We start from the raw sequence: 20370 nt of genomic DNA on the forward strand, positions 1-20370 counted from the left end.
TGGTGAGGCGGTGATCGGACCTCGGCGCAAGAGCAGCGGCGCGGCATCAGGCGCCGCGCCGGCGCACCACGAGAGCGACGGTGACGCCGAAGATGACATGGCCGACCAGCGAGGCCCAGGTCAACGGGATGAAGCCGAGGAAGGCGGGCAGGCCGGCGATGAGGTGCGCCATGACGTAGAGCGCGAAGATCCAGAGCCCGATGCCGAAGCCGATGCCGGTGAGGAGCAGCGGCAGGCCGGGCAGGAGCGCGCGCTGCAGCGGGCGGGCGACGAAGAGATAGCCGATCGGATAGGCGATGATGCCGACCGCGGCGTGGATCAGTTCGGCGAGAAAGCGGCTCTGCAAGCCGAAGACGCTCTGCACGAGACCGGCCGGCTCCAGCGGGCCGCCGACGAAGATCGGCGTGATGAGGCGGGCCCAGACCTCCCAGAGGACATCGGCGGAGAGCCCGGCGAGGACGATGGTGACGGCGAGGGCCGGGGTGACGGCGGGGAAGAGCTGCCGGTCGGGATGGGTGGTCGAAAGCGTGGTCATGGCGAAACCTTTCGGCGGAAGACGTGGCGGGGCGAGCCGCCGGGCGGGGTGCCCGGCGATCGGTCAGGGGTTGCGGTCAGGGATCGGCCGCGGTGGCGGCGTGGACTGGCTAGTGGTGCGGGACGGCGGCGACGAGGTGGGGCTCGCGGCCGCAGACGGCGGCGATCAGGCGGTCTTCGGTCTTGAGGCGGTGGCGGACGGTATCGATCGCGCGCGAGGCATGGCCGTCACCGGCCAGGTCGGCGGCTTCGGCAAGCAGCAGCATGAAGAGGTCGCGCTGGGCGTTGCTGCCGCCGAGGCGGTGGAGGTCGAGGGCGAGGCGGTCGAGCGCCGGGCCGCGGCCACGCTCGGCCATGCCGGTGATGACGCGGGCGAGCGGCAGGCCGACGCGGGCGGCGACGCGGCCCTGCTCGCTCGCCTCCGCCGCACGCACCGCAAGCGCCGCCGTCATGTCGGCGGCGCCGGCGTGGTCGCCGACCGCGACGAGGGCGATCAGCGTGTGCAGGCTGGCGAAGACCAGCGTGGTGTCGGTGCGCCGGCGCCGGGCGATCTCGGCGAGGTCGTCCCAGCGGCGGCCGACGTCGATGCCGGAGCGGTCGAGACGCCAGAGCAGCGACACGGCGTTGGCGACGTCGCGGAAATCGTCGGTCTGCACCGGGCGCACTTCCGCGTCGTAGACGGCGAGCACGCGGTCCCTGTCGCGCCGCTCGAGCAGCAGCAGGGCGAGGTGCCAGGCCATGTGGAACGAGAAGTTGTTGCAGCGCGACCATGTCCCGCGCCCATCCTCGAGCCAGGCGATGCCGGCGTCGGTGTCGCCGCGCATCTCGAAGACGTGGCCGACGGCGTGCTGGCCCCAGGCGTCCTCGGGGGCGAGCGCCACGGCGCGGCGGCCGAAGCGCTCGGCGGCGGCGTAGTCGCCGTGTTCCTCGAGGCCGAAGGCATGGCAGCCGAGCAGGAAACCAGCGGCCGGATCGTCGGCCTGCCAGGCGGCGAGCATATGGTCGGAGGCGGCCAGCATGCCGCCGGCGTCGCCGATCATGAAGCGCAGCGAATGGGCGAGCTTGAACGGGAGCAGCGTGGTCGGGCGGCGGGCGAAGCCCCGCTCCAGCCGGTGCGCGGCGCCGGCGAAACGGCCGTCCAGCGCGTCGGACAGCGCCGCGACGAGGACGTCCTCGTCGGCGCTCGCCGGCCGGCGCCGCGCGGCGCTGCGGGCGTCGGCCAGCGCCGCGGCGGCGGTCGGCACCAGTTCCTCGCGGGCGAGGATCAGGTTGGCGAAGCCCTTCAGCGCGTGGGCGGCGACGAAATCGGGGTCGGCGACGAGCGACCGCCCGAGGGCGGCGCCGGCCGTGGGGCGATGGGCGGCGACGCCGTGCACCGCATCGCCAAAGGCGGCGACGGCGACCGGGTCGGTGGCGGACGTTTCCAGTCCGTAGCGGTCGATGGTCATGGCCTCGGTTCCTCGTCCTCGGCGGGGGAAAGCCCCAGCCGCTGGTGAAGTGCGGGATCGACCGGGCGGCGAAGCGCGGCGGCGACGAGGCGCCGCGTCTGCTTCAGGCCGCGCACATAGCCTCGGCAATCGGAACAGATCGCAAGGTGCAGGGCGAGGGCGAGCCGGTCGCGGCGGCGCCCTTCGGCATCGATCCAGTCACTGGCCCGGTCGGGGATCTCGTCGCACCGGATGGTCATGACCGCTCCCCTTTTCCTGCTGGCCTGACCGTTCGACACGCGATCGCCCGGAACGTTACGCCGTTCGGGCATCACGCTTTCGCGAGGGCGGCGTGCGCCGGGCCGGCGGCTGCGACCAGCCTGCGCCTCGCGCGGCGGCGGGGATAGGGGGCGGCCCGTCCGCCGGCGGGGCTTCACCGGACTTTGATGGCGGCGCGAGCGCAACGTGCGCCGACGGGCCCGCCGGGGGCCTTGCGCGCCGCAGTGCGGCATGCCGAGATGGCGACGCGAGCCGGCATGCGGCGACGCAGTTGGGAAGGATCGGGGATGCTGTCCCAGGCGGTATTCTGGCTCTCGGCGGCGGCGTTTGCGCTGCGGATCAGCACCGACGCGTTGATGGTCGAGGCGCTGCGCCAGCGCGATCCGGCGGCGCTGCGTCAGCTCGTCGACCGGCATCACGCGGCGCTGGTCGGGCTCGCCCAGAGCATCGTCGGGCGACGCGGCCTTGCCGAGGAGGTGGCGCAGGAGACCTGGCTCGCGGTGTTCGCCCATATCGACCAGTTCGACGGCCGGGCCCAGCTCTCGACCTGGATCATCGCGATCCTGATGAACAAGGCGAAAAGCCTCGCGCGGCGCGAGCGGCGCTACGTCGCGCTGCCCGAGCAGGCGGACGGTGAGATGGCCGCGCCGTTCCGCGCCGTCGCGGCCGACCGGTTCGACGAGAGCGGTCACTGGCGCGAGGCGCCGGCCGGCTTCGACGGGCTCGACCCGGAACGCATTCTCGCCGGGCGGCAGCTCTGGCACCACGTCGACGGCTTCATCGCGGCGCTGCCGCCGGCGCAGCGCGCGGTGATGATCCTGCGCGACGTCGAAGGGCACGATGCGGCGGAAACCTGCCGGCTGCTCGACATCTCGCCGGAAAACCAGCGCGTGCTGCTGCACCGCGCCCGCGCCCGCGTGCGTAGCCTGCTGGAAGCGCTGACCAAGGGCGCAGCACCGCCCGCCGCCGCGACCTGAGGCGGCCGGGCGGGCGACACCTGGCGGTGATCAGCTCGCCGCCGCGGCCTTCGCCTTCGACGCGACATAGGCGCGCCAGCCGCCGAAGGACGTCACCTCGATCGCCCCCTCCAGCGCCGCCGGCTCGCAGACGAAGCCGGAGACGAGGCTGCCGTCGTCGAGCTTCAGCTTGCCGATGCCGAGCGGCTGCGGGATGCCGTTGATGAAGCGGCCGAAGCCGGCCGGGTCGAGCGACCACACCTCGACGGCGAGGCCCGGCCCGTCGAAGCCGGGTTCGCGCACGAGGCCGGGCTTCGGCGGCACGGTGCCGGCGAGCGCGAAGAGCCGGTAGTCGGGCGCGGTCTTCGCCGTCCGCACGAGGCGGGCGTCGAGGTTGGTGAGTTCGTGGTTGAGCGGCATGCCGGTGAGATGCGCGCCGACGACGACGATCGGGATGCGATCCTCAGGCGTCGCCGGCACCACCGGCGGCGTCGCCTCGGTCGCGATCCCCATGCCACAGCCAGCGGCCGCGTGCAGGGCGGCGGCGAACGGGGCGAGGGCGGCGTCGGTGTCGCGCGGGCCGACGAGGGTGACGCCGAAGGGCAGCCCGGCCGGCGTGAACCCGGCCGGCACCGCGATCGCCGCGCAGCCGAAGAAATTCGCAAAATTGGTGTAGCGGCCGAAGCGCGCGTTGAGCGCGATTGGATCGGCGAGCATCGCGTCGATGGTCTGGATGTCGGGCGAGGTCGGCAGCAGCAGCGCGTCGACCTTGGCCCATTCGGCGGCGGCGGCCTGGCGATAGGCCTCCAGCGCATACTGGCCGCGGAAGGCGTCGACGGCGGTCATGCCGATCGCGCCCTCGACGATCTTGCGCACGGTCGGGTCCATCGCATCGGCGTTCGCCGCGTGGAAGGTCTCGACCGCCGCGAGGCGCTCGGCGACCCAGGGGCCGAGGTAGAGGAGTTCGGCGGCTTTGCGGAACGGGACGTAGTCGAATTCGACAATCTCGGCGCCGAGCTCGGCTGCGCGGACGATCGCCGCATCGTAGAGCGTCTCGTAGGCGGCGTTGCCGAAGAACTCGCGTTCACTTGCTGCCGGCACGCCGAGGCGGAGCTTTGCCGGCAAAGCGATGTGGGCCGCGTGACGGGAATAGGCGTCGGCGGCGTCGTAGCCCTCCATGACCGCCCGCACCGCGACGGCATCGGCGACGCTGGCGCCGAACACGGTGATGACGTCGATCGAGCGACAGGCGGGGACGAGGCCGGTGGCCGGGACGCGGCCGGGCGAGGGCTTGACGCCGACGATGTTGTTGAAGGCGGCGGGCACGCGGCCCGAGCCGGCGGTGTCGGTTCCGAGCGCGAAGGCGGCGATGCCGGAGGCGACCGCGACCGCCGAGCCGGAGCTCGAGCCCCCCGAGACATAGGCGGCGTCGAACACCGAGCGCGGCGCGCCATAGGGCGAGCGGGTGCCGTTGAGGCCGGTCGCGAACTGGTCGAGGTTGGTCTTGCCGATCACGATCGCCCCGGCGGCCTTCAGCCGCTTGACGACTTCGGCGTCGGCGGTCGGCGTATAGGCGAAGGCGGGACAGCCGGCCGTGGTCGGCAGGCCGGCGACGTCGATGTTGTCCTTCACCGCGAAGGGCAGGCCCCAGAGCGGCAGCGTGTTCGGGTTCGGCGCGCGGGCGAGCAGGGCCTCGACGTCGGCGAGCATCGCCGCCTTCGAGGCCTTGTTGATGAAGGCGGCGGGATCGCCGGCGTCCATGCGCGCGGCGACCGCGTCGATCACGTCGCGCGGGCTCGCCCCGGCGGCGTAGAGGGCGCGGAGCGCGGCGAAGTCGAGCATGGTCGGCAGGTCGGTCATAGATCCTCCATCAGGGCGACGACGTCGCCGGCGCGCACCATCTTGCCCGGCGCGCTGCGGAAGGCGCGGATGCGCCCCGCGGCCGGGGCCGGAATGGTGATTTCCATCTTCATCGATTCGACGATCACGACGGGATCTCCCGCCGCGACCACGGCGCCCTCGTCCACCACGAACTTCCAGACGCTGCCGGGCACGTGGGCATAGAGGGCGGTGCAGCCGTCGGGAATCTCGCCGGCTTCGGTGATGCCGGCGGTCTCGGCGATGAAACCGTCGAGACCCTCGGCCTTCCAGCGCGCCCGCTCGGCCTCGAAGGCGGCCTGGCGGCGTGCCTCGAAGGCGGCGATGCCGGCGGCGTTGCGGGCGGCTTCGGCGAGATGATCGGCGTAGGAGAGCGTGGTCTCCTCGATCCGGATCGGGAAGGCGCCCTGCGGGAAGGCGGCGCGGGCCTCGGCGAGTTCAGGCCCGTCCACCTCAAAGAAGCGGATCTGGTCGAAGAAGCGCAGCAGCCAGGGGTGGCCGGGCGTGAACTCGCGCGTCGTCCGCCATGTATTCCACATCTGTATGGTGCGGCCGAACAGCTGGTAGCCGCCCGGGCCTTCCATGCCGTACACACACATATAGGCGCCGCCGATGCCGACCGCGTTCTCCGGCGTCCAGGTGCGGGCCGGGTTGTACTTGGTCGTCACCAGCCGGTGGCGCGGGTCGACCGGCGTCGCGACCGGCGCGCCGAGGTAGACGTCGCCGAGGCCCATCACGAGATAGCTCGCGTCGAAGATCGTCCGCTTCACGGCGGCTTCGTCGTCGAGGCCGTTGATGCGGCGGATGAACTCGATGTTGTCCGGGCACCAGGGCGCGTTGGGGCGCACCAGTTCCTGGTACTTGCGCATCGCGAGTTGCACCTCCGGGTCGTTCCACGACAGCGGCAGGTGGACGATGCGGCTCGGCACGGTGACGTCCGCGACGGGGGGCAGGCCGGCCTCGAGTTCGGCGAGCAGGCCGAGCAGGCGGGTGCGGGAGAGCACCTCCGGGTCGTAGTGCACCTGCAGCGAGCGGATGCCGGGGGTGAGGTCGACGATGCCGGCGGGGCGCTCCAGCTCCAGCGCCTGCATCAGCGCGTGGGCGCGCAGGCGCAGGCCGAGGTCGAGGCGCATGTCGCCGTATTCGACGAGCAGGTTGCGGTCGCCCTGGCGGCGATAGACCACCGGCACCGCGGCGCCGGGGTCCGACCCCAGGATCGGCGAGCCGATGCCGTCCGGGATCGACAGCGCCGGCGCCGGCAGCGGTCCGGCGACGGGATCGTCCGGCCGTGCCACGGGGGCGAAGCGCACCGTGTCGCCGGGCTTCAGCTGGCCGAGCTTCCAGAGATCCTCGGCCGCCACCACCGCCGGACAGACGAAGCCGCCGAGGCTCGGGCCGTCGGGGCCGAGGATGATCGGCGTGTCGCCGGTAAAATCGATCGCGCCGATCGCATAGGCGTTGTCGTGCAGGTTGGAGGGGTGCAGCCCTGCCTCGCCACCGTCGCTGCGCGCCCATTCCGGCTGCGGGCCGATCAGGCGGATGCCGGTGCGGGCGCTGTTGAAGTGCACTTCGTAGGGCGCGGAAAACAGCGTCGCGATGTCGGCGTCCGTGAAGAAGTCGGGCGCGCCGTGCGGGCCGTAGACGACCGCGAGCGTCCACTCTCGGCTGAGATCGGCGAGGTCCTGCGGCGCCGGGTCGGCGACCGGCACGGCGGCGCCGAAGTGCAGCGCGTCGCCGGGCTTCAGCGTGCCGGTGGCGTGGCCGCCGAAGGCGCCGAGGGTGAAAGTGGCGCGCGAGCCGAGCACCTCGGGCGCGGTGAAGGCGCCGCGCACGGCGAGATACGTGCGCTGGCCGGCGCCCTCGATGGTGCCGAGGTTGAGCACCTGCCCGCCGGCGACCGTCACCGGCGCGCCATAGGGCACCGGCACGCCGTCGAGCTTCGCCGGCATCGCCGCGCCGGCAAGGCCGATCACGGCGTCGGCGTGGAAGCGCAAGGTGGGGCCGGCAACGGTGAGTTCGAGGGCCGCGGCGTCCTCGGCATTGCCGACGATGCGGTTGGCGATGCGGAACGAGCGCGCGTCCATCGGACCGGACGGCGGCACGCCGACGTGCCAGAGGCCGAGGCGGCCGGGGAGTTCCTGCAGGCTCGACTGCGCGCCGGGGCTGAGCACCTCGATCGCGCGCGGCGCATAGGGAAAGCGCGCCAGCACCGAGGTCGCGACCGCGCCGTCCCGGAACATCGGGCTCGCGACGATCTCGCGCAGATACGCGAGGTTGGTCTCGATGCCGGCGATCTCGGTCGCGGCCAGCGCCGCGCCGAGTTTTTCGGCGGCCTCCGCCCGGGTCGCGCCGACGACGATGATCTTCGCCAGCATCGGGTCATAGAAGGTGGTGACGTCGGAGCCGGTCTCGATCCAGCCGTCGACGCGCACGCCTTCGGGGAAGGCGACCCGGGTGAGGCGGCCGGCGCTCGGGCGAAAGCCCTGCAGCGCGTCCTCGGCGTAGAGCCGCACCTCCATCGCCGCGCCCTGCGGCACGATGGGCGGGAGCCCGGCGAGCACGTCCTCGCCGGCGGCCTGGCGCACCATCCACTCGACGAGGTCGATGCCGGTGACGAGTTCGGTCACCGGATGCTCGACCTGCAGCCGCGTGTTGACCTCGAGGAAATAGAACTCGGCGCGGGCGACGTCGTAGACGAATTCGACCGTGCCGGCGCTCTCATAGGCGACCGAGCGGCCGAGCGCCACGGCGGCGGCGAGCAGCGCCTCGCGCAGCTCCGGCGTGATGCCGGGGGCGGGGGTCTCCTCGACGACCTTCTGGTTGCGGCGCTGCAGCGAGCAGTCGCGCTCGCCGAGGGCGACGACGTCGCCGCGGCCGTTGCCGAAGATCTGCACCTCGATGTGACGGGCGTCGGCGACGAACCGCTCGAGATAGACGCGGGCGTCGCCGAAGCTCGCCGTCGCCATGCGCTGCACCGTCTCGAACTTCGCGGTGAGGTCGGCATCGTCGTGGCAGAGCTGCATGCCGATGCCGCCGCCGCCGGCGGTGGATTTCAGCATCACCGGGTAGCCGATCGCACGGGCCGCGGTGACGGCGGCGGCCGCGTCGGCGAGCAGGCCGGAGCCCGGCAGCAGCGGCACGCCGGCGGCCTCCGCCAGCGCCCGCGCGGTGTGCTTCAGGCCGAAGGCGGAGAGATGCTCCGGGCGCGGGCCGATGAAGGCGATGCCCTCGGCCGCCAGTGCCTCGGCGAAGGCGACGTTTTCGGAGAGGAAGCCGTAGCCCGGATGCACCGCCTCGGCGCCGGTTGCCTTGCAGGCCTCGATGATCTTCTCGAAGCGGAGGTAGCTTTCGGCGGCAGGCGCCGGGCCGATGCGCACCACTTCGTCGGCGGCGAGCACCGGCGGGGTGAAGCGGTCGGCGTCGGAGGCGACCGCGACCGAGCCGACGCCGAGGCGCTTCAGCGTGCGGCCGATGCGCCCGACGATCTCGCCGCGATTGGCGATGAGGACCTTCCTGAACATGGCTCCCGATCCCGTCCGTCAGAGCTTCGGCGCGTCGAAGATCTGGACGCGCACGGGCGTCGGGTTGAAGCCGTTGCAGGGGTTGTTCACCTGCGGACAGTTGGAGATGACGCAGAGCACGTCCATCGCCGCCACCATCTCGACATAGGCGCCCGGCTCGGAAATGCCGTCGTCGATGACGAGGTCGCCGTTCTGGGCGATCGGCACGTTCATGAAGAAGTTGATGTTCGGCACGATGTCGCGCTTCGCCATGCCGTATTTCGTCACCTCGAGGACGAAGTTCTCGCGGCAGGCGTGCAGGTAGCGGGTGTGGTGGCCGAAGCGCACGGTGTTCGCCTCGCAGGAGCAGGCGCCCGCCGAGCTGTCGTGGCGGCCGCAGCTGTCGGCGGTGACCGTCAGCATCAGGTTGCCCTCGTTCGAGACGATCCTGGTGCCGATCCCGACATAGGCCGAGCCCTGCACGCGCAGCGTATCCTGCGCGCTGTAGCGCTCGGAGAAATCGCCCCACCGATAGAACAGCGTGTCGACGGCCTGCTGGCCGTAGCTGTCGATGATGCGGAAGACCTGGCCCTTGCGGATCACGCCGGACCAGGGCTGGCGAGCGGGGATTTCGTGGTCGAGCACCGGGGTGCCGGGGGCGAGGCGCGGCGAGCCGTCGAACAGGCGGTCAATCGCGGCGGCGGCGCTGGCGGCGTCGGTTATGGTTGTCTCGGTCATGGCGCGCTCCATCAGCCGGCGAGATAGCGGTCGGTGTTCTCGAAGCCGCGCACGGCTTCCGCCGTCGCGGTGCGGCAGAGATCGTCGGCCGCCGGCGTGGGGGCACGGAAGCGGACGATCTCGACCGGCCCGGGCGCATAGTCCGGCGCCGGGTCGAGCGGGTGCGGGCAGGCGGAGACGGCGACGAGCAGGTCGAGCTCGGCGCGCAGGTCGACGAAGTCGCCGGCGCTGCGGGCGGCGGCGTTCCAGGTGAAGCTGCCGCCCGCGCCGACGATGACGGGTGCGAAGAAGGTGACGCAGGGCGGGATGTCGCGCCGGTCGAGGCCGAGCTTGGCGGCGGCGAGCACCAGGTTGTCGCGCGTGTTGCGGAAGTTGCCGGCGCCGTATTTCGCCAGCGTCGAGGCGGCGGTGGAGCCGCCGGTGAGGGCGTCGTGGGCGGCCGACGTATCCTCGATGATCGAAAGCAGCACGCGGCCCATATCGGAGAAGATCACCCGGCCCTTCCGCAGGGCGGCGGTCCACTGGATCTTGACAGTGTCGGCGTGGTTGATCCGCTCGGAGGTGTCGGCGGCGTTCCAGGCGAGCAGCGAGACGGCGCTGCTGCCCTCGGTGTTGACGAGGCGGATCGCCTCGCCGCGGCGCAGGCGGAAGCCGGTGTACCAGCCGCCGGGCAGCGTCTCGCGGGAGATGACGGCGTCAGCCGGAAGGGGCGCGCCGTCCTTCGGCGTCGGGACGGGCATCGCGCGCGGGGCGACGCCGGTGCCGGCGGCTTTCAGTTCCTCGTAGCGGCGCCGGTGCGCCTGCATGGCGGCGTGGGCCTCGGGGGAGAGTTCCATGCTCTGACGTCCTTTGGAAAGATCGGCCGGGCCGTCCCGGCAGGAGGGATCGCGGCGCCACGTCGTCGCGGGCCGGGGCGCGGGTCAGCGGGCGCGGGGCGCGTTTGCCGCGGCGGCGGGCGGGCACGGCGACGGCGCGCCCGGGTGCCGCAGCGATCGACGTCCGATGAAATTCCGCATGGCATCCCCTGTCTGGCCTGACCGGCAGTTCGGGGATCGGTGAAGACCAGCTTCGCCAATCCCGTCAGCGAGCGAGGTCTCCCGGGATTTTGTCCCTCCGTGTACCGGCCGGATGTCTCCCGGGCCGGCGGCAGCTCTCGGACCAGCGCTCGCATCGGAGCCGGAACCCTAGCCGCCATCTCTCATGGGACGTGGAGCAAGCGACATGCCACCGCACCAACCGCACCCCGGCGCCATTCTATCGTATGCAATCAGCCGCATCTGCTCAAAATGGTGGCAATTGAAGTCGCACTGGCCGCTTCTTGGGCGATTCCATCACCCGCAGAGCGCCACCGTCGGGGGCGGCGGTGCACAGACCAAACTTATTAAGCACTTGCACTTACGATGCCCGGAAAGACGGAGAGGATCGACGTGCAGCCGACGCCGGACATCTCGGACAGCAACCGCCGCGACGTGCTGAAGCCCGGCAACCGGTTCCTCGGACGCGTCGTCGCCTGCAACGGATCGCACGCGACGATCTCGGCGGTGGTCGCCGCCGGTGACACATCGCTGTCGGAGCTCTGGGCGGTCGGCCGGCTGGTGTCGATCTCGGTCAACGACAGCCGCATCGCCGCGCTGGTCTACAGCATGAACACCCAGACCAAGGCGTGGTCGGAGCACAGCGACAACGTCATGCTGGTCGAGGTCGAACTCGTCGGCGAGATCACGTCGGGTCCCGACGGGCAGTCGATGTTCCACTCGGGCATCCGCAACCACCCCTATCTCGGCGCCATCGCCCACCGCATGCGCGCCTCCGACCTCGCCGCGATCTACGAGACCCGCGGCGGCAATCCGGTGGTGATCGGCCGCCTCGCGCAGGACGAGCGCATGGACGCCACCATCTCGATGGCGACGATGCTGGAACGGCACTTCGCGGTGGTCGGCACCACCGGCGTCGGCAAGTCGACCGCGGTGTCGCTGCTGATCAACAAGGCGATCGCCGCCGAGCCGCGGCTGCGCGTGCTGATCCTCGACCCGCACAACGAGTTCGCCGCCGCCTTCCCCGATACCTCGGTGGTGATCGATCCCGAGACGCTGGACCTGCCGTTCTGGCTGTTCCGGCTCGAGGAGTTCGTCGAGGTGCTCTACAAGGGCCGCACGCCGATCCCCGAGGAGGTCGACTTCCTCTATGACCTGCTGCCGGAGGCGAAGCGCCTGTTTCGCGGCGGCGAGGGCGGGGCGATCAAGCGGCGCGGCGGCGAGAACACCGCGATCACCGTCGACACGCCGATCCCCTTCCGCATGGTCGACCTGCTCGCGCTGATCGACGACCGGCTCGGCCGGCTCGAGGGCCGCGACTCGAAGCCCTCCCTGCGCAATTTGAAGTTCCGCCTGCAGTCGGCGGTCAACGACCCGCGCTTCCGCTTCATGTTCGCCGGTGCCGTCGGCGACCAGATGACCGACATCCTCGGCCGCATCTTCCGCATTCCCGGCAACGGCCGGCCGGTGACGACGTTCCAGCTCGCGGGCATTCCGTCGGAGGTCGTCAACGCCGTCGCCGCCGTGCTCTGCCGGCTCGCCTTCGAGATCGGCGTCTGGGCGAACGGGGCGGTGCGCCTGCTGGTGCTGTGCGAGGAAGCGCACCGCTACATCCCCTCCGATCCGGACCTCGGCTTTGGGCCGACGCGGCAGGCGATCGCCCGCATCGCCAAGGAAGGGCGCAAGTACGGCGTCGGCCTCGGCGTGATCACCCAGCGCCCGGCCGAACTCGACGCGACGATCCTGTCGCAGTGCTCGTCGGTGTTCGCGATGCGCCTCACCAACGAACTCGACCAGGGGCTGATCCGCTCGGCGATCTCGGCCTCGTCGGAATCGTCGATCAGCTTCCTGTCGTCGCTCGACAACGGCGAGGCGATCGCCTTCGGCGAGGCGATCGCGGTGCCGATGCGGATGCGCTTCGAGCGGCTCGCCGACAGTGCGTTGCCGCGCGCCGCCGGCCGCGAGACCGAGATGCACCGCCGGCCGGAGCTCAACGATCTCGACGGCATCGTGCGCCGGATGCGCAACCTGTCGCCCTCCGACGATTTGCTGTCGCCGCGGCCGAGCGCACTCGCCGATCTCGCCGCCGCGAGCGGGCGGGGCCCCGTCGCCGGGCGGCCGCTGACCGACATCGACGACGACCTGCCGCCGGGCTTCCTCGCGCTGCCCGTGCGGCGCCCGGGCGACGATGCGCCGCCGCCGAAGAGCTTCCGGCCCGCCCCGGACCTTCGCCGCGAGGCGGGTCCGCGCGAGACCGGCGACGGCGAGCGGCCCGCGCCCTCGATCCGGCAGTCGATCTTCGGCCGTCCGCCGGGTTCGAACGGGCGCTGACGCGCCGAGCTTTCCCGCGTTTCAGAACACCGGCGCCAGGCGCGTCAGGGTCATGCCGTTGGCGCTCAGCGTGCCGTCCACGGCGCTGACGGAGAGCGCGCGGGCGCCGTCGCCGGCCGGGCTGCCGAGGATCAGGAAGGCGGTGCCGAGGGCGGCGACCGGGGCGGCGATGCTGCGACCCGCCGCCGCCGCGCTGGTGAGGCCGTCGAGGCCGCGGGCGGTGAGGTCGATCTGGCCTTCGAGGCGGCCGTCGCCGTCGATGCCGAGCCGGCCGCCGCCGGAGATCGTGGTCGGAGCCATCGTGAAATCGAGGCTGGTGATGTCGATGCTCCCGCCGGCGTCGCGCCAGGCGGCCGGGCCGACGGCGAGCGGACCGACGGCGCCGATCACGGCGCTGGCGCGCAGATCGGCGGCGTCGGGCAGGCTGCCGCGGCCGGCGACGTCGAGGGTTGCGGCGCGCAGCAGCGTCGCGGCATCGAGGCTGTCCGGCGCCGCGCCGGCGCGGACATGGACCTCGGCATAGGCGGCGTCGAGGCCGACCGCCGGCAGCGCGGTGTCGCCGCCGGGCGGAACCACGTCGAGCGACAGCGCATCGGCGGCGGCCGAGAGCCGCTCCGGCCGGCGTCCGTCGTGGCGCAGGCTGAGCTGCAGCCGGGCGAAGCTCGCGTCGACGGCGGAGCCGTCCGGCGCCGCGACTTGGAGCGGCCCCTCGACCGAGGCGACGACGAGGCGCCAGTCGTCGATCACGCCGGTGACGAGCAGGCGCGCCGCGGTAATCCCGGTGCCGTCGGGCAGGGTGAGGCGCGGCTGGCGGCAGTCGAGGTCGAGGCGGAACGGCCAGCCGCCGGTGTCGCGCTCGGCGCAGGCGAAGCTGCCGCCGCGGGCGGCAAGGTCGGCGACCGCCCGGTCGAGTTCGGTGACCGCCCGGTCGCGCACGACGGTCCAGCCCCAGCTCCACAGGGCCACGACGGCGATGACGGCCACGCCGAGGATGATTACCTTGTTGCGCATCGATCGATCCCGTCCGCTCGTCCGCGCCCTCCGGCGCCGGCCGCACCGCGGGCTTGCCGCGCGGCCGTCCGATCTGCTAGCCGGATCGGCCGGCAAAAGGAAGGCACCCGATGGACGGCCCGCTCTATGTCTTTGGCTATGGCTCGCTGATGTGGCGGCCGGGATTCCGCTTCGGCCGGGTGCGCCCCGGGCTGCTGCGCGGTGCCCGGCGCGCGCTGTGCGTGTTCTCCTGGGTTCACCGGGGCACCGAGGCGGAGCCCGGTCTCGTGCTGGGGCTCGACCGCGGCGGCGCCTGCCGCGGCCTCGTGTTCGAGGTCGCGGCCGAGGACCGGAGCGAGGTGATCGCTTACTTGCGCGAGCGGGAGCAGGTGACGGGGGTCTATGTCGAGGCGGTGCGCCCGGTGCGGGTCGTCGATCCGGTGGAGGGGGTGTCGGTGGTGCCGGCGCTCACCTACCTCGTCGACCGGCGCCACCCGCAATATGCCGGTGCGCTCGATATCGAGACCCAGGCGGCGCTGGTCAGGCGCGGGGTCGGCATCTCGGGTGACAATCCGGACTACGTGCTGTCGACGCTCGCGCATCTGCGCGACCTCGGCATCCACGATCCGCAGCTCGAGGCGGTGGCGGCCCGGCTCGGCGACCCCGCCACGGCGCCCGTCCGGCCGGTCTGACGCGGCGTCAGGCCGCGGCCAGTTCCGCGAGGCGCGCACGCACCGAGGGCGGCAGGTCCTCGGCATTGTCGGCGGCGCTCTCGATCATCAGGCGGTCGCAGGCGTCCTCGATGGTGTGCTGCAACTCGCGGAAGAAGCTGCGGGCGCTGCGGCCGGGCGGGATCAGCGGCAGGAACTCGACGATCAGCGTGCCGGGCCGCTGCACGAACTGGCGCCGCGGCCAGATCATGCCGGAGTTCAGCGCCACCGGCAGGCAGGGACAGTCCAGCGCCGTATAGAGGCGGGCGATGCCGAACTTGTAGGCTGGCGGCGCGCCGGCCTCGCGGCGGGTGCCTTCGGGGAAGATCAGCACCTGGCGGCCCTCGGCGATCGCCTCGGCCGCGGCGATGCTCATGGCGGCGAGCGTCTCGCTGCCCTTGCGGCGATCGATCGGGATCATCTTCATCCGCTTCAGCCACCAGCCGAACAGCGGGATCCACATCAGCTCGCGCTTCAGGACGAAGGCGGGATCGTCGAAGCGGGTGATCAGGGACAGCGTTTCCCAGGTCGACTGGTGCTTGGCGGCGACGAGCAGCGCGCCCGGCGGAACCCGCTCCTGCCCGCGCCAGTCGCAACGCACCCCGATCACGACGCGGTGCAGGGCGAGCGCCGAAACGCTCCAGGCCTGGCAGATCTTCATCAGCGTGCGCCGCGGCAGCACCAGGATGGGCAGCGTCAACAGCATCGCGATGGTGAGGTAGGGATAGAACAGGGCGTGGAAGGCAAGGGACCGCACGACCGCCGTTTTCGAGCTCATCCGCCGCCGCCCCCGTCTGCTGCACCGCGGCTGCCGCGCCGCGTCACCCGACCGCGTCCGCCGCGAGCATCGGAATCATCCGCTCGGGCGTCATCAGCAGCCGCACTCTCGCCGCCGTATACTTCACATATTCGGTGAGGAGAAGCAGAGCCGTGTCGGAGCGGACGTACCAGTCGCCGAGTTCCATCCGCGACGGACTGATCGGATAGGGGATCAGCTGACGGTCCGGCATGGCGTGGCCGAGCTCCATCATGCTGCGCGGCATGTGGTAGGCGCTGGTGACGACGATCAGCGAGTTGAAGCCGTGCTGGCTCGCCCAGCGCGCGGTTTCCACCGCGTTGCCGATGGTGTTGGCGGCGCGGCGGTCGAGGTCGACGCAGCAGTCGAGGATCGAGGGGCCGGTGGCGGTGACGCGGGCGATCTGGGCCGCGCTGGTCTCGGGGTGGACGCCGGAGATCAGCAGCCGGCGGCCGTGGCCCTCGCGCAGCAGGGCCATGCCGCCGCTGATGCGGTCGCTGCCGCCGGTGAGCACGACGATGGCGTCGGCGTCGGTCGAGGCCGGGATCGACATCGCCGAAACCTCGCCGGCAAAGCGCAGGAAGCCGTCGGCTGCGAAACCGATGCCGGCGAGCAGCAGGCTGAACAGCACGACGGCCAGGGCGCGCCGCCGACGCCGGCGTGGGCGTCCCGCGCCGGCCGGCGACGTCGCCACGCGCCGCATGCGCCGGCCGGCAGCCGAGCGGCCGCCGGACCTCGACACATGGGACGTGGGGGACGTCGTGGGCATGGTCATCGCCGGATCATCCTAGCAGATTGCGGCCCGAGCGCGGCAAGCCCGCGAGGCCGGTTTTCCGCTGGTTTGCGCAGCAGATCGGGAACAGGACGAAAAAAGTGTGACGCATATCGCATCAGTCGATCTCCGCCAGCGACCGGTGCACCGCCCAGCGCGAGGTCGCGGCGGTGAGAAGTGCCACCGCGAACACCAGCACCAGCACCGCGGCATAGCCGAGCGGGCCGACCCGGAGACCGCCGACGAAGGCGGTGATCTGGTCGGCGCCGGGCATGCCGGCGCTCTGGCGCGTGAGCAACCCGGCGACGACGAAGCAGGCGAGCGCGAGGCTGCCGCCGATCAGGCCGCCCTTGATGCCGAGCAGCAGGAAATGGCGCTGGAACTCGCGCGCGATGAAGCCGGATTCCGCCCCGACGAAGTGCAGCACGCCGATGATGTCGCTGTTGCCGGCCATCGCCGCCCGGGTGGCGAACACGACGCTGAGCACGAGGGCGACCAGCACGAGGACGAAGATGCCGGCGCCGCCGGCGACCATCGCACCCGCCATGGCACGCAGCCGGTCGATCCAGGCGGCATGGTCGTCGAGCGAGCCGCCGCGCACGTCGGCGGCGACCGCCTCGCGCAGGGCGCCGAGGTCGACGGCGAGCGGATCGTCGATCTCCACCACCACGAGGCGCGGCACGGGCAGGGCGTCGAGGTCGATGCCGCTGCCGAGCCAGGGCTCGAGCAGGCGGCGGGTCTCGGTGTCGGTGAGCGCGTGGACGCGGCCGACGCCCTGAAACTCCTGGGCGAGCGCCGTCGCCTTGGCGATCTCGCCGGGAAGGTCGACGCCGTCGATCGGGCGCACCTCGATGGTGAGTTCGCGGCCGATGTCGGAGGTCCAGGCCCGGGCCGCGTCGTCGATCAACGTCACCGCGCCGAGCGTCAGGCTGGCGAGGAAGGTCATGATGGCGATCACCAGCGTCAGCGCGCGTCCGGCGATGGTCTGCGGCGGCACGATGGTGGCGCTGCCCCAGGGATCGCCGCCGCCGTCGTCGGCAGGGAGCCCGGCGGCGGGCGCGCGCGCGGGGCTCATTCGTAGATCTCCATCCGGCCGTCGGCGAGCACGAGCCGGCGCGCGTCGTACTGGTCCATCAGCGCGAGGTCGTGGGTGGCGATCAGCACCGCGGTGCCGAGGCGGTTGAGCTCGACGAAAAGGCGCAGCAGGCGGCGGGCGAGCGGCGGATCGACGTTGCCGGTCGGCTCGTCGGCGAGCAGCAGCTCGGGCTTGGTGATCAGGGCGCGGGCGATCGCTGCGCGCTGCTTCTCGCCGCCCGACAGCACCGGGGGCAGCACGTGCATGCGCTCGCCGAGCCCGACCCATTTCAGGAGGTCGATGACGTCGGCGCGGTAACTCGATTCGTCGCGGCCGAGTACCCGGTAGGGCAGCGCGACGTTCTGGTAGGTGGTGAGGTGGTCGAGCAGGCGGAAATCCTGGAACACGATGCCGATGCGGCGGCGCACCTGCGGCAGCTCGGTCTTGGCGAAGCGCGTGGTTTCCTTGCCGAACACGGTGATCAGGCCGCGCGTCGGCTTCAGCGACAGGAACAGCAGCCGGAGCAGCGTCGTCTTGCCGGCGCCCGAGGGGCCGGTGAGATAGTGGAACGAGCGCGGCGGCAGGTGGAACGTGAGGTCGCTGAGCACCTCAGGCCCCATGCCGTAGCGCAGGCCGACGTTCTCGAAGCGTATCAATTCGTGGTCCTTTGCGGCATCATCACGGGATCATGGGCGCCGAGGTTTTAAGAGTTCATTAATCATATCCGCGTCCGCTGGCGGCAACGAGACGTGGATCGCGCCGGCGGCGACGCCGGCGATTCGTCGGCCGTCGTCCGGGTGGCCGTCGAACGGGTGGACCGGATGGATCCTCGCCTGCGCCGCGGGGCGACCGCGCGGGCGCGACCGGCGCTCAGGATGATGCGCGGAACATGGGCCAGATGATGGTCGTCGGCCGGCGGCCGGGAGGGGAGCCTTGAAGATCAGCTGCCCCAATTGCGCGAAGACCTACACCCTGGCCGACGGCGCGATCGGCCCGGCCGGCCGCTCCGTGCGCTGTTCGCGCTGCGCCACCACCTGGCTCGCCCAGGCCCCCGCCGAGACCGCGCCCGAGGAAAGCCTCGACGACGCCTGGGAGACCGCGTCGGCCGAACTCGCCGCGAGCGGGGCCACGGACACGGGCGTCGGCGCCGACGCCGCCACCACCGACGACTGGTTCCGGCCGCCCGCCCCCGACGAGGACGCGCCCGCGGCGCCGGAGCCGCTCGATGCCGCGCTCGGCGCCGGACCGGTGATCGACGCGGTCCCCGGCGGCTTCGGCGACGACGACGCCGCCCGCAGCCGCCAGGCGGCCAAGCCGCGGCCGAAGGGGCCGGCGCGCAAGGTCGGCGGCAAGGCGAAGCGCCGGCCGGCCGGACTGCGGGTCGAAATTCCGCCGGTGTTCGCCAGCCTGCTCGCAGCGGCGGGCTTTGCCGCCTTCATCACCGGTGCCGTCATGCTGCGCGAGCCGATCGTGCGGCTGGTGCCCGATCTCGCCAGCCTCTACGGTTTCGTCGGGCTGGAGGTGAACCTGCGCGGCCTCGCGATCCGCGACCTGAAGACCTTCGGCGAGGTCGATGCCAGCGGGCCGGTGCTGGTGGTCGAGGGCCAGATCGTCAACGTCACCGCGGCGGCACGCGAGGTGCCGATGCTGCGATTCGGTTTGAAGTCCGAGCAGCACCGTGAAATCTTCGCGTGGTCGATGGAACCGGCGCAGCCGACGCTGGCGCCCGGCGAAACGTCGCGCTTCCGCTCCCGGCTGCCGTTGCCGCCCGATGCGGCTTCCGAGATCGAGGTTCGATTCGCCGACCGGCGAGCGACCGCCACGAGGATTCCATGACCAGCAGTTCGACGACGACGCCGGATATCACCGTCCTCTACTCCGCCAGCGTGATCGACGCGCGCGTGCAGAGCCTTGCCGACGACATCGCCGCGGCGGGCTACCGCGACCTGCTCGTCGTGGCGATCCTCAAGGGCAGCTTCATGTTCGCCGCCGACCTGCTGCGCGCCATGCACGGCGTCGGGCTGGCGCCGCAGGTCGAGTTCATGACGCTGTCGAGCTACGGCGCCGGCCGGGTCTCGACCGGGTCGATCACGGTGCTGCGCGACATCGACACCGACGTCGCCGGCCGCGACGTGCTGGTGGTCGACGACATCCTCGAATCGGGGCGCACGCTCGCCTATGCGCGCCAGCTGCTCGAATCGCGCGGGGCGCGGCGGGTCGACGTCGCGGTGCTGCTCGAGAAGCCCGGCAAGCGCAAGGCGGAGATCGCCGCCGACTACATCGGCTTCGTCTGCCCGGACGCCTTCGTCGTCGGCTACGGCATGGACGCCGGCCACGCCTGGCGCCAGCTGCCCTATGTCGGAGTGATCGGCGAGATTCCGGAAGCCGCGGAGCCGGAAGCCGCCGCGGCCGGCTGAGCCGGGGCCGAGGGAACCAATCCGTATCGGCCGGGTTGGGGACCTGGCGCCGATGCGAGTGTTAAGACGGTCGTAACGCCTTCCGGACCACCAAGTCGCGCCGGCGGAGTGACCGTCGGCGAGATGGACCGAGACCAGAGCCGAACGGAGAACTCGCATGGCGCACATCCTGCTCACCGAGGACGACGACGCGGTCCGCACCTTCGTTCGCCGCGCGCTGGAGATCGACGGGCACCAGGTGACGAGCGCGGGCGACGGCGGCACCGCGCTGGAGATTCTCCGCGAGGGCGGCCGCTTCGACCTGCTCGTCTCCGACATCATGATGCCGGTGATGGACGGTATCGCGCTGGCGCTCAACGCCGCCCGCGACCATCCCGACTTGCCGATCCTGCTGATGACCGGATTTGCCGACCAGCGCGAACGGGCGAGCGAGCTCGAGGCCATCGTGCGCGACGTGCTGCCGAAGCCGTTCTCGCTCGCCGAAATCCGCCGCGCCGTCGCCGCCGCCCTTTGCCCGCCCGCGCAGGAGCGGCTGGCGGGGTGAGGGGGCAGGGGTTGCCGGACACCGCCTCAAGCTCGCCGGCGCCCCGGCTTTTCCCTCGCCCTTCGAGACAGCCGCTGCGCGGCTTCCTCAGAATGAGGGAAAGGACAAGCTTTTGTCGCAAAACAGAAAAAGACTGGAGGCCTCATCCTGAGGAGACCCGGAACGGGTCGTCTCGAAGGACGAGGCCGGGTGCGGCGGCCTATGCCGTCGCGCTGATCCGGACAGCCGTGGGCTTGACCCGGCAACCACTCGCCGTGCCACAGACAACACGGCTTCATGATTAGTCAAATCATTTCAGTCGGATAGAACAATCCAACCGGCAACGCTATTGGGTTGCCGGGTCAAGCCCGGCAATGACGGCTGAGGGGGTTGTGATCGGTCATGCGATC

The 20370-nt window shown here is 71.7% G+C and carries 18 protein-coding genes and 1 riboswitch; of the genes, 6 read left to right on the forward strand and 12 right to left on the reverse strand.

Going from position 1 to position 20370, the window contains the following annotated elements; all coding sequences use genetic code 11:
• Positions 1-46: 46 nt before the first annotated feature.
• The 3 genes from I5731_RS05110 to I5731_RS05120 all read right to left on the reverse strand — a co-directional run bounded on the left by I5731_RS05110 (position 47) and on the right by I5731_RS05120 (position 2293).
• A complete protein-coding gene (locus tag I5731_RS05110; protein ID WP_197310295.1) occupies positions 47-535 on the reverse strand; it encodes a hypothetical protein in 489 nt (162 codons plus the stop codon).
• Positions 536-644: 109 nt separating this feature from the next.
• Positions 645-1982 (reverse strand): tetratricopeptide repeat protein, encoded by a 1338-nt coding sequence (locus tag I5731_RS05115; RefSeq protein ID WP_197310296.1) that lies wholly within the window; start codon positions 1980-1982, stop codon positions 645-647.
• A complete protein-coding gene (locus tag I5731_RS05120) occupies positions 1979-2293 on the reverse strand; it encodes an anti-sigma factor (protein ID WP_197310297.1) in 315 nt (104 codons plus the stop codon). The genes I5731_RS05115 and I5731_RS05120 overlap by 4 nt, the downstream gene beginning before the upstream one ends.
• A 234-nt stretch (positions 2294-2527) precedes the next feature.
• On the opposite strand from I5731_RS05120, the gene I5731_RS05125 reads away from it, so the two are divergent.
• On the forward strand, positions 2528-3217 hold the full coding sequence (locus I5731_RS05125) for an RNA polymerase sigma factor (RefSeq protein ID WP_197310298.1): 690 nt from the start codon (positions 2528-2530) through the stop codon (positions 3215-3217).
• 30 nt (positions 3218-3247) lie between these two features.
• Here the strand turns inward: I5731_RS05125 and atzF are convergent, their stop codons facing one another.
• The 4 genes from atzF to I5731_RS05145 are packed head-to-tail and all read right to left on the reverse strand — an operon-like array spanning position 3248 to position 10148.
• Positions 3248-5056: an allophanate hydrolase gene (gene atzF, locus I5731_RS05130; RefSeq protein WP_197310299.1), complete on the reverse strand. Its 1809-nt coding sequence runs from the start codon at positions 5054-5056 to the stop codon at positions 3248-3250.
• On the reverse strand, positions 5053-8595 hold the full coding sequence (gene uca, locus I5731_RS05135; RefSeq protein ID WP_197310300.1) for an urea carboxylase: 3543 nt from the start codon (positions 8593-8595) through the stop codon (positions 5053-5055). Before uca ends, atzF begins: the two co-directional genes overlap by 4 nt.
• An 18-nt stretch (positions 8596-8613) precedes the next feature.
• Entirely contained in the window at positions 8614-9312 is a 699-nt protein-coding gene (locus tag I5731_RS05140) for an urea amidolyase associated protein UAAP2 (protein ID WP_197310301.1), read from the reverse strand.
• Positions 9313-9323: 11 nt separating this feature from the next.
• Entirely contained in the window at positions 9324-10148 is an 825-nt protein-coding gene (locus I5731_RS05145) for an urea amidolyase associated protein UAAP1 (RefSeq protein WP_197310302.1), read from the reverse strand.
• 256 nt (positions 10149-10404) lie between these two features.
• A riboswitch (guanidine-I (ykkC/yxkD leader) is annotated at positions 10405-10511 on the reverse strand.
• A gap of 201 nt (positions 10512-10712) precedes the next feature.
• Here I5731_RS05145 and I5731_RS05150 point away from each other — a divergent pair.
• Entirely contained in the window at positions 10713-12677 is a 1965-nt protein-coding gene (locus I5731_RS05150; protein ID WP_197310303.1) for an ATP-binding protein, read from the forward strand.
• 21 nt (positions 12678-12698) lie between these two features.
• On the opposite strand, the gene I5731_RS05155 is transcribed toward I5731_RS05150, so the two are convergent.
• Entirely contained in the window at positions 12699-13688 is a 990-nt protein-coding gene (locus I5731_RS05155; protein WP_197310304.1) for a DUF2125 domain-containing protein, read from the reverse strand.
• A gap of 110 nt (positions 13689-13798) precedes the next feature.
• Here I5731_RS05155 and I5731_RS05160 point away from each other — a divergent pair, with 110 nt between their 5' ends.
• Positions 13799-14359 carry a gamma-glutamylcyclotransferase gene (locus I5731_RS05160; RefSeq protein ID WP_197310305.1) on the forward strand — a complete coding sequence of 187 codons (561 nt, stop codon included), beginning with the start codon at positions 13799-13801 and terminating at the stop codon, positions 14357-14359.
• Between the two features lie 7 nt (positions 14360-14366).
• Here the strand turns inward: I5731_RS05160 and I5731_RS05165 are convergent, their stop codons facing one another.
• From I5731_RS05165 to ftsE, 4 genes are all read right to left on the reverse strand, one after another.
• Complete coding sequence (locus I5731_RS05165) at positions 14367-15155, reverse strand: lysophospholipid acyltransferase family protein (RefSeq protein WP_197310306.1); 789 nt, start codon at positions 15153-15155, stop codon at positions 14367-14369.
• Positions 15156-15198: 43 nt separating this feature from the next.
• A complete protein-coding gene (locus I5731_RS05170; protein WP_328838198.1) occupies positions 15199-15804 on the reverse strand; it encodes a YdcF family protein in 606 nt (201 codons plus the stop codon).
• Between the two features lie 259 nt (positions 15805-16063).
• Entirely contained in the window at positions 16064-17020 is a 957-nt protein-coding gene (locus I5731_RS05175; RefSeq protein ID WP_197310307.1) for a cell division protein FtsX, read from the reverse strand.
• Entirely contained in the window at positions 17017-17676 is a 660-nt protein-coding gene (gene ftsE, locus I5731_RS05180; protein WP_197310308.1) for a cell division ATP-binding protein FtsE, read from the reverse strand. The genes I5731_RS05175 and ftsE overlap by 4 nt, the downstream gene beginning before the upstream one ends.
• A 277-nt stretch (positions 17677-17953) precedes the next feature.
• Between ftsE and I5731_RS05185 the strand changes: the two genes are divergently transcribed.
• From I5731_RS05185 to I5731_RS05195, 3 genes are all read left to right on the forward strand, one after another.
• Positions 17954-18856, forward strand: coding sequence for a zinc-ribbon domain-containing protein (locus tag I5731_RS05185; protein ID WP_197310309.1), 903 nt, complete (start codon positions 17954-17956; stop codon positions 18854-18856).
• Entirely contained in the window at positions 18853-19437 is a 585-nt protein-coding gene (hpt, locus tag I5731_RS05190) for a hypoxanthine phosphoribosyltransferase (RefSeq protein ID WP_197310310.1), read from the forward strand. The genes I5731_RS05185 and hpt overlap by 4 nt, the downstream gene beginning before the upstream one ends.
• 157 nt (positions 19438-19594) lie before the next feature.
• Positions 19595-19981 (forward strand): response regulator, encoded by a 387-nt coding sequence (locus I5731_RS05195; protein ID WP_197310311.1) that lies wholly within the window; start codon positions 19595-19597, stop codon positions 19979-19981.
• Positions 19982-20370: the final 389 nt, after the last annotated feature.

Source organism: Methylobrevis albus, from assembly GCF_015904235.1.
In the GTDB taxonomy this organism is placed as follows: Bacteria; Pseudomonadota; Alphaproteobacteria; order Rhizobiales; family Pleomorphomonadaceae; genus Methylobrevis_A; species Methylobrevis_A albus.

What these genes read in the sequence shown, in the direction of transcription:
- I5731_RS05115 (WP_197310296.1), bottom strand. Translation starts at nt 1,982, where the DNA reads ATGACCATCGACCGCTACGGACTGGAAACGTCCGCCACCGACCCGGTC.
- atzF (WP_197310299.1), bottom strand. Translation starts at nt 5,056, where the DNA reads ATGACCGACCTGCCGACCATGCTCGACTTCGCCGCGCTCCGCGCCCTC.
- I5731_RS05125 (WP_197310298.1), top strand. Translation starts at nt 2,528, where the DNA reads ATGCTGTCCCAGGCGGTATTCTGGCTCTCGGCGGCGGCGTTTGCGCTG.
- I5731_RS05140 (WP_197310301.1), bottom strand. Translation starts at nt 9,312, where the DNA reads ATGACCGAGACAACCATAACCGACGCCGCCAGCGCCGCCGCCGCGATT.
- I5731_RS05165 (WP_197310306.1), bottom strand. Translation starts at nt 15,155, where the DNA reads ATGAGCTCGAAAACGGCGGTCGTGCGGTCCCTTGCCTTCCACGCCCTG.
- uca (WP_197310300.1), bottom strand. Translation starts at nt 8,595, where the DNA reads ATGTTCAGGAAGGTCCTCATCGCCAATCGCGGCGAGATCGTCGGGCGC.
- I5731_RS05195 (WP_197310311.1), top strand. Translation starts at nt 19,595, where the DNA reads ATGGCGCACATCCTGCTCACCGAGGACGACGACGCGGTCCGCACCTTC.
- I5731_RS05120 (WP_197310297.1), bottom strand. Translation starts at nt 2,293, where the DNA reads ATGCCCGAACGGCGTAACGTTCCGGGCGATCGCGTGTCGAACGGTCAG.
- I5731_RS05150 (WP_197310303.1), top strand. Translation starts at nt 10,713, where the DNA reads ATGCCCGGAAAGACGGAGAGGATCGACGTGCAGCCGACGCCGGACATC.
- I5731_RS05160 (WP_197310305.1), top strand. Translation starts at nt 13,799, where the DNA reads ATGGACGGCCCGCTCTATGTCTTTGGCTATGGCTCGCTGATGTGGCGG.
- I5731_RS05110 (WP_197310295.1), bottom strand. Translation starts at nt 535, where the DNA reads ATGACCACGCTTTCGACCACCCATCCCGACCGGCAGCTCTTCCCCGCC.
- I5731_RS05145 (WP_197310302.1), bottom strand. Translation starts at nt 10,148, where the DNA reads ATGGAACTCTCCCCCGAGGCCCACGCCGCCATGCAGGCGCACCGGCGC.
- I5731_RS05175 (WP_197310307.1), bottom strand. Translation starts at nt 17,020, where the DNA reads ATGAGCCCCGCGCGCGCGCCCGCCGCCGGGCTCCCTGCCGACGACGGC.
- I5731_RS05155 (WP_197310304.1), bottom strand. Translation starts at nt 13,688, where the DNA reads ATGCGCAACAAGGTAATCATCCTCGGCGTGGCCGTCATCGCCGTCGTG.
- hpt (WP_197310310.1), top strand. Translation starts at nt 18,853, where the DNA reads ATGACCAGCAGTTCGACGACGACGCCGGATATCACCGTCCTCTACTCC.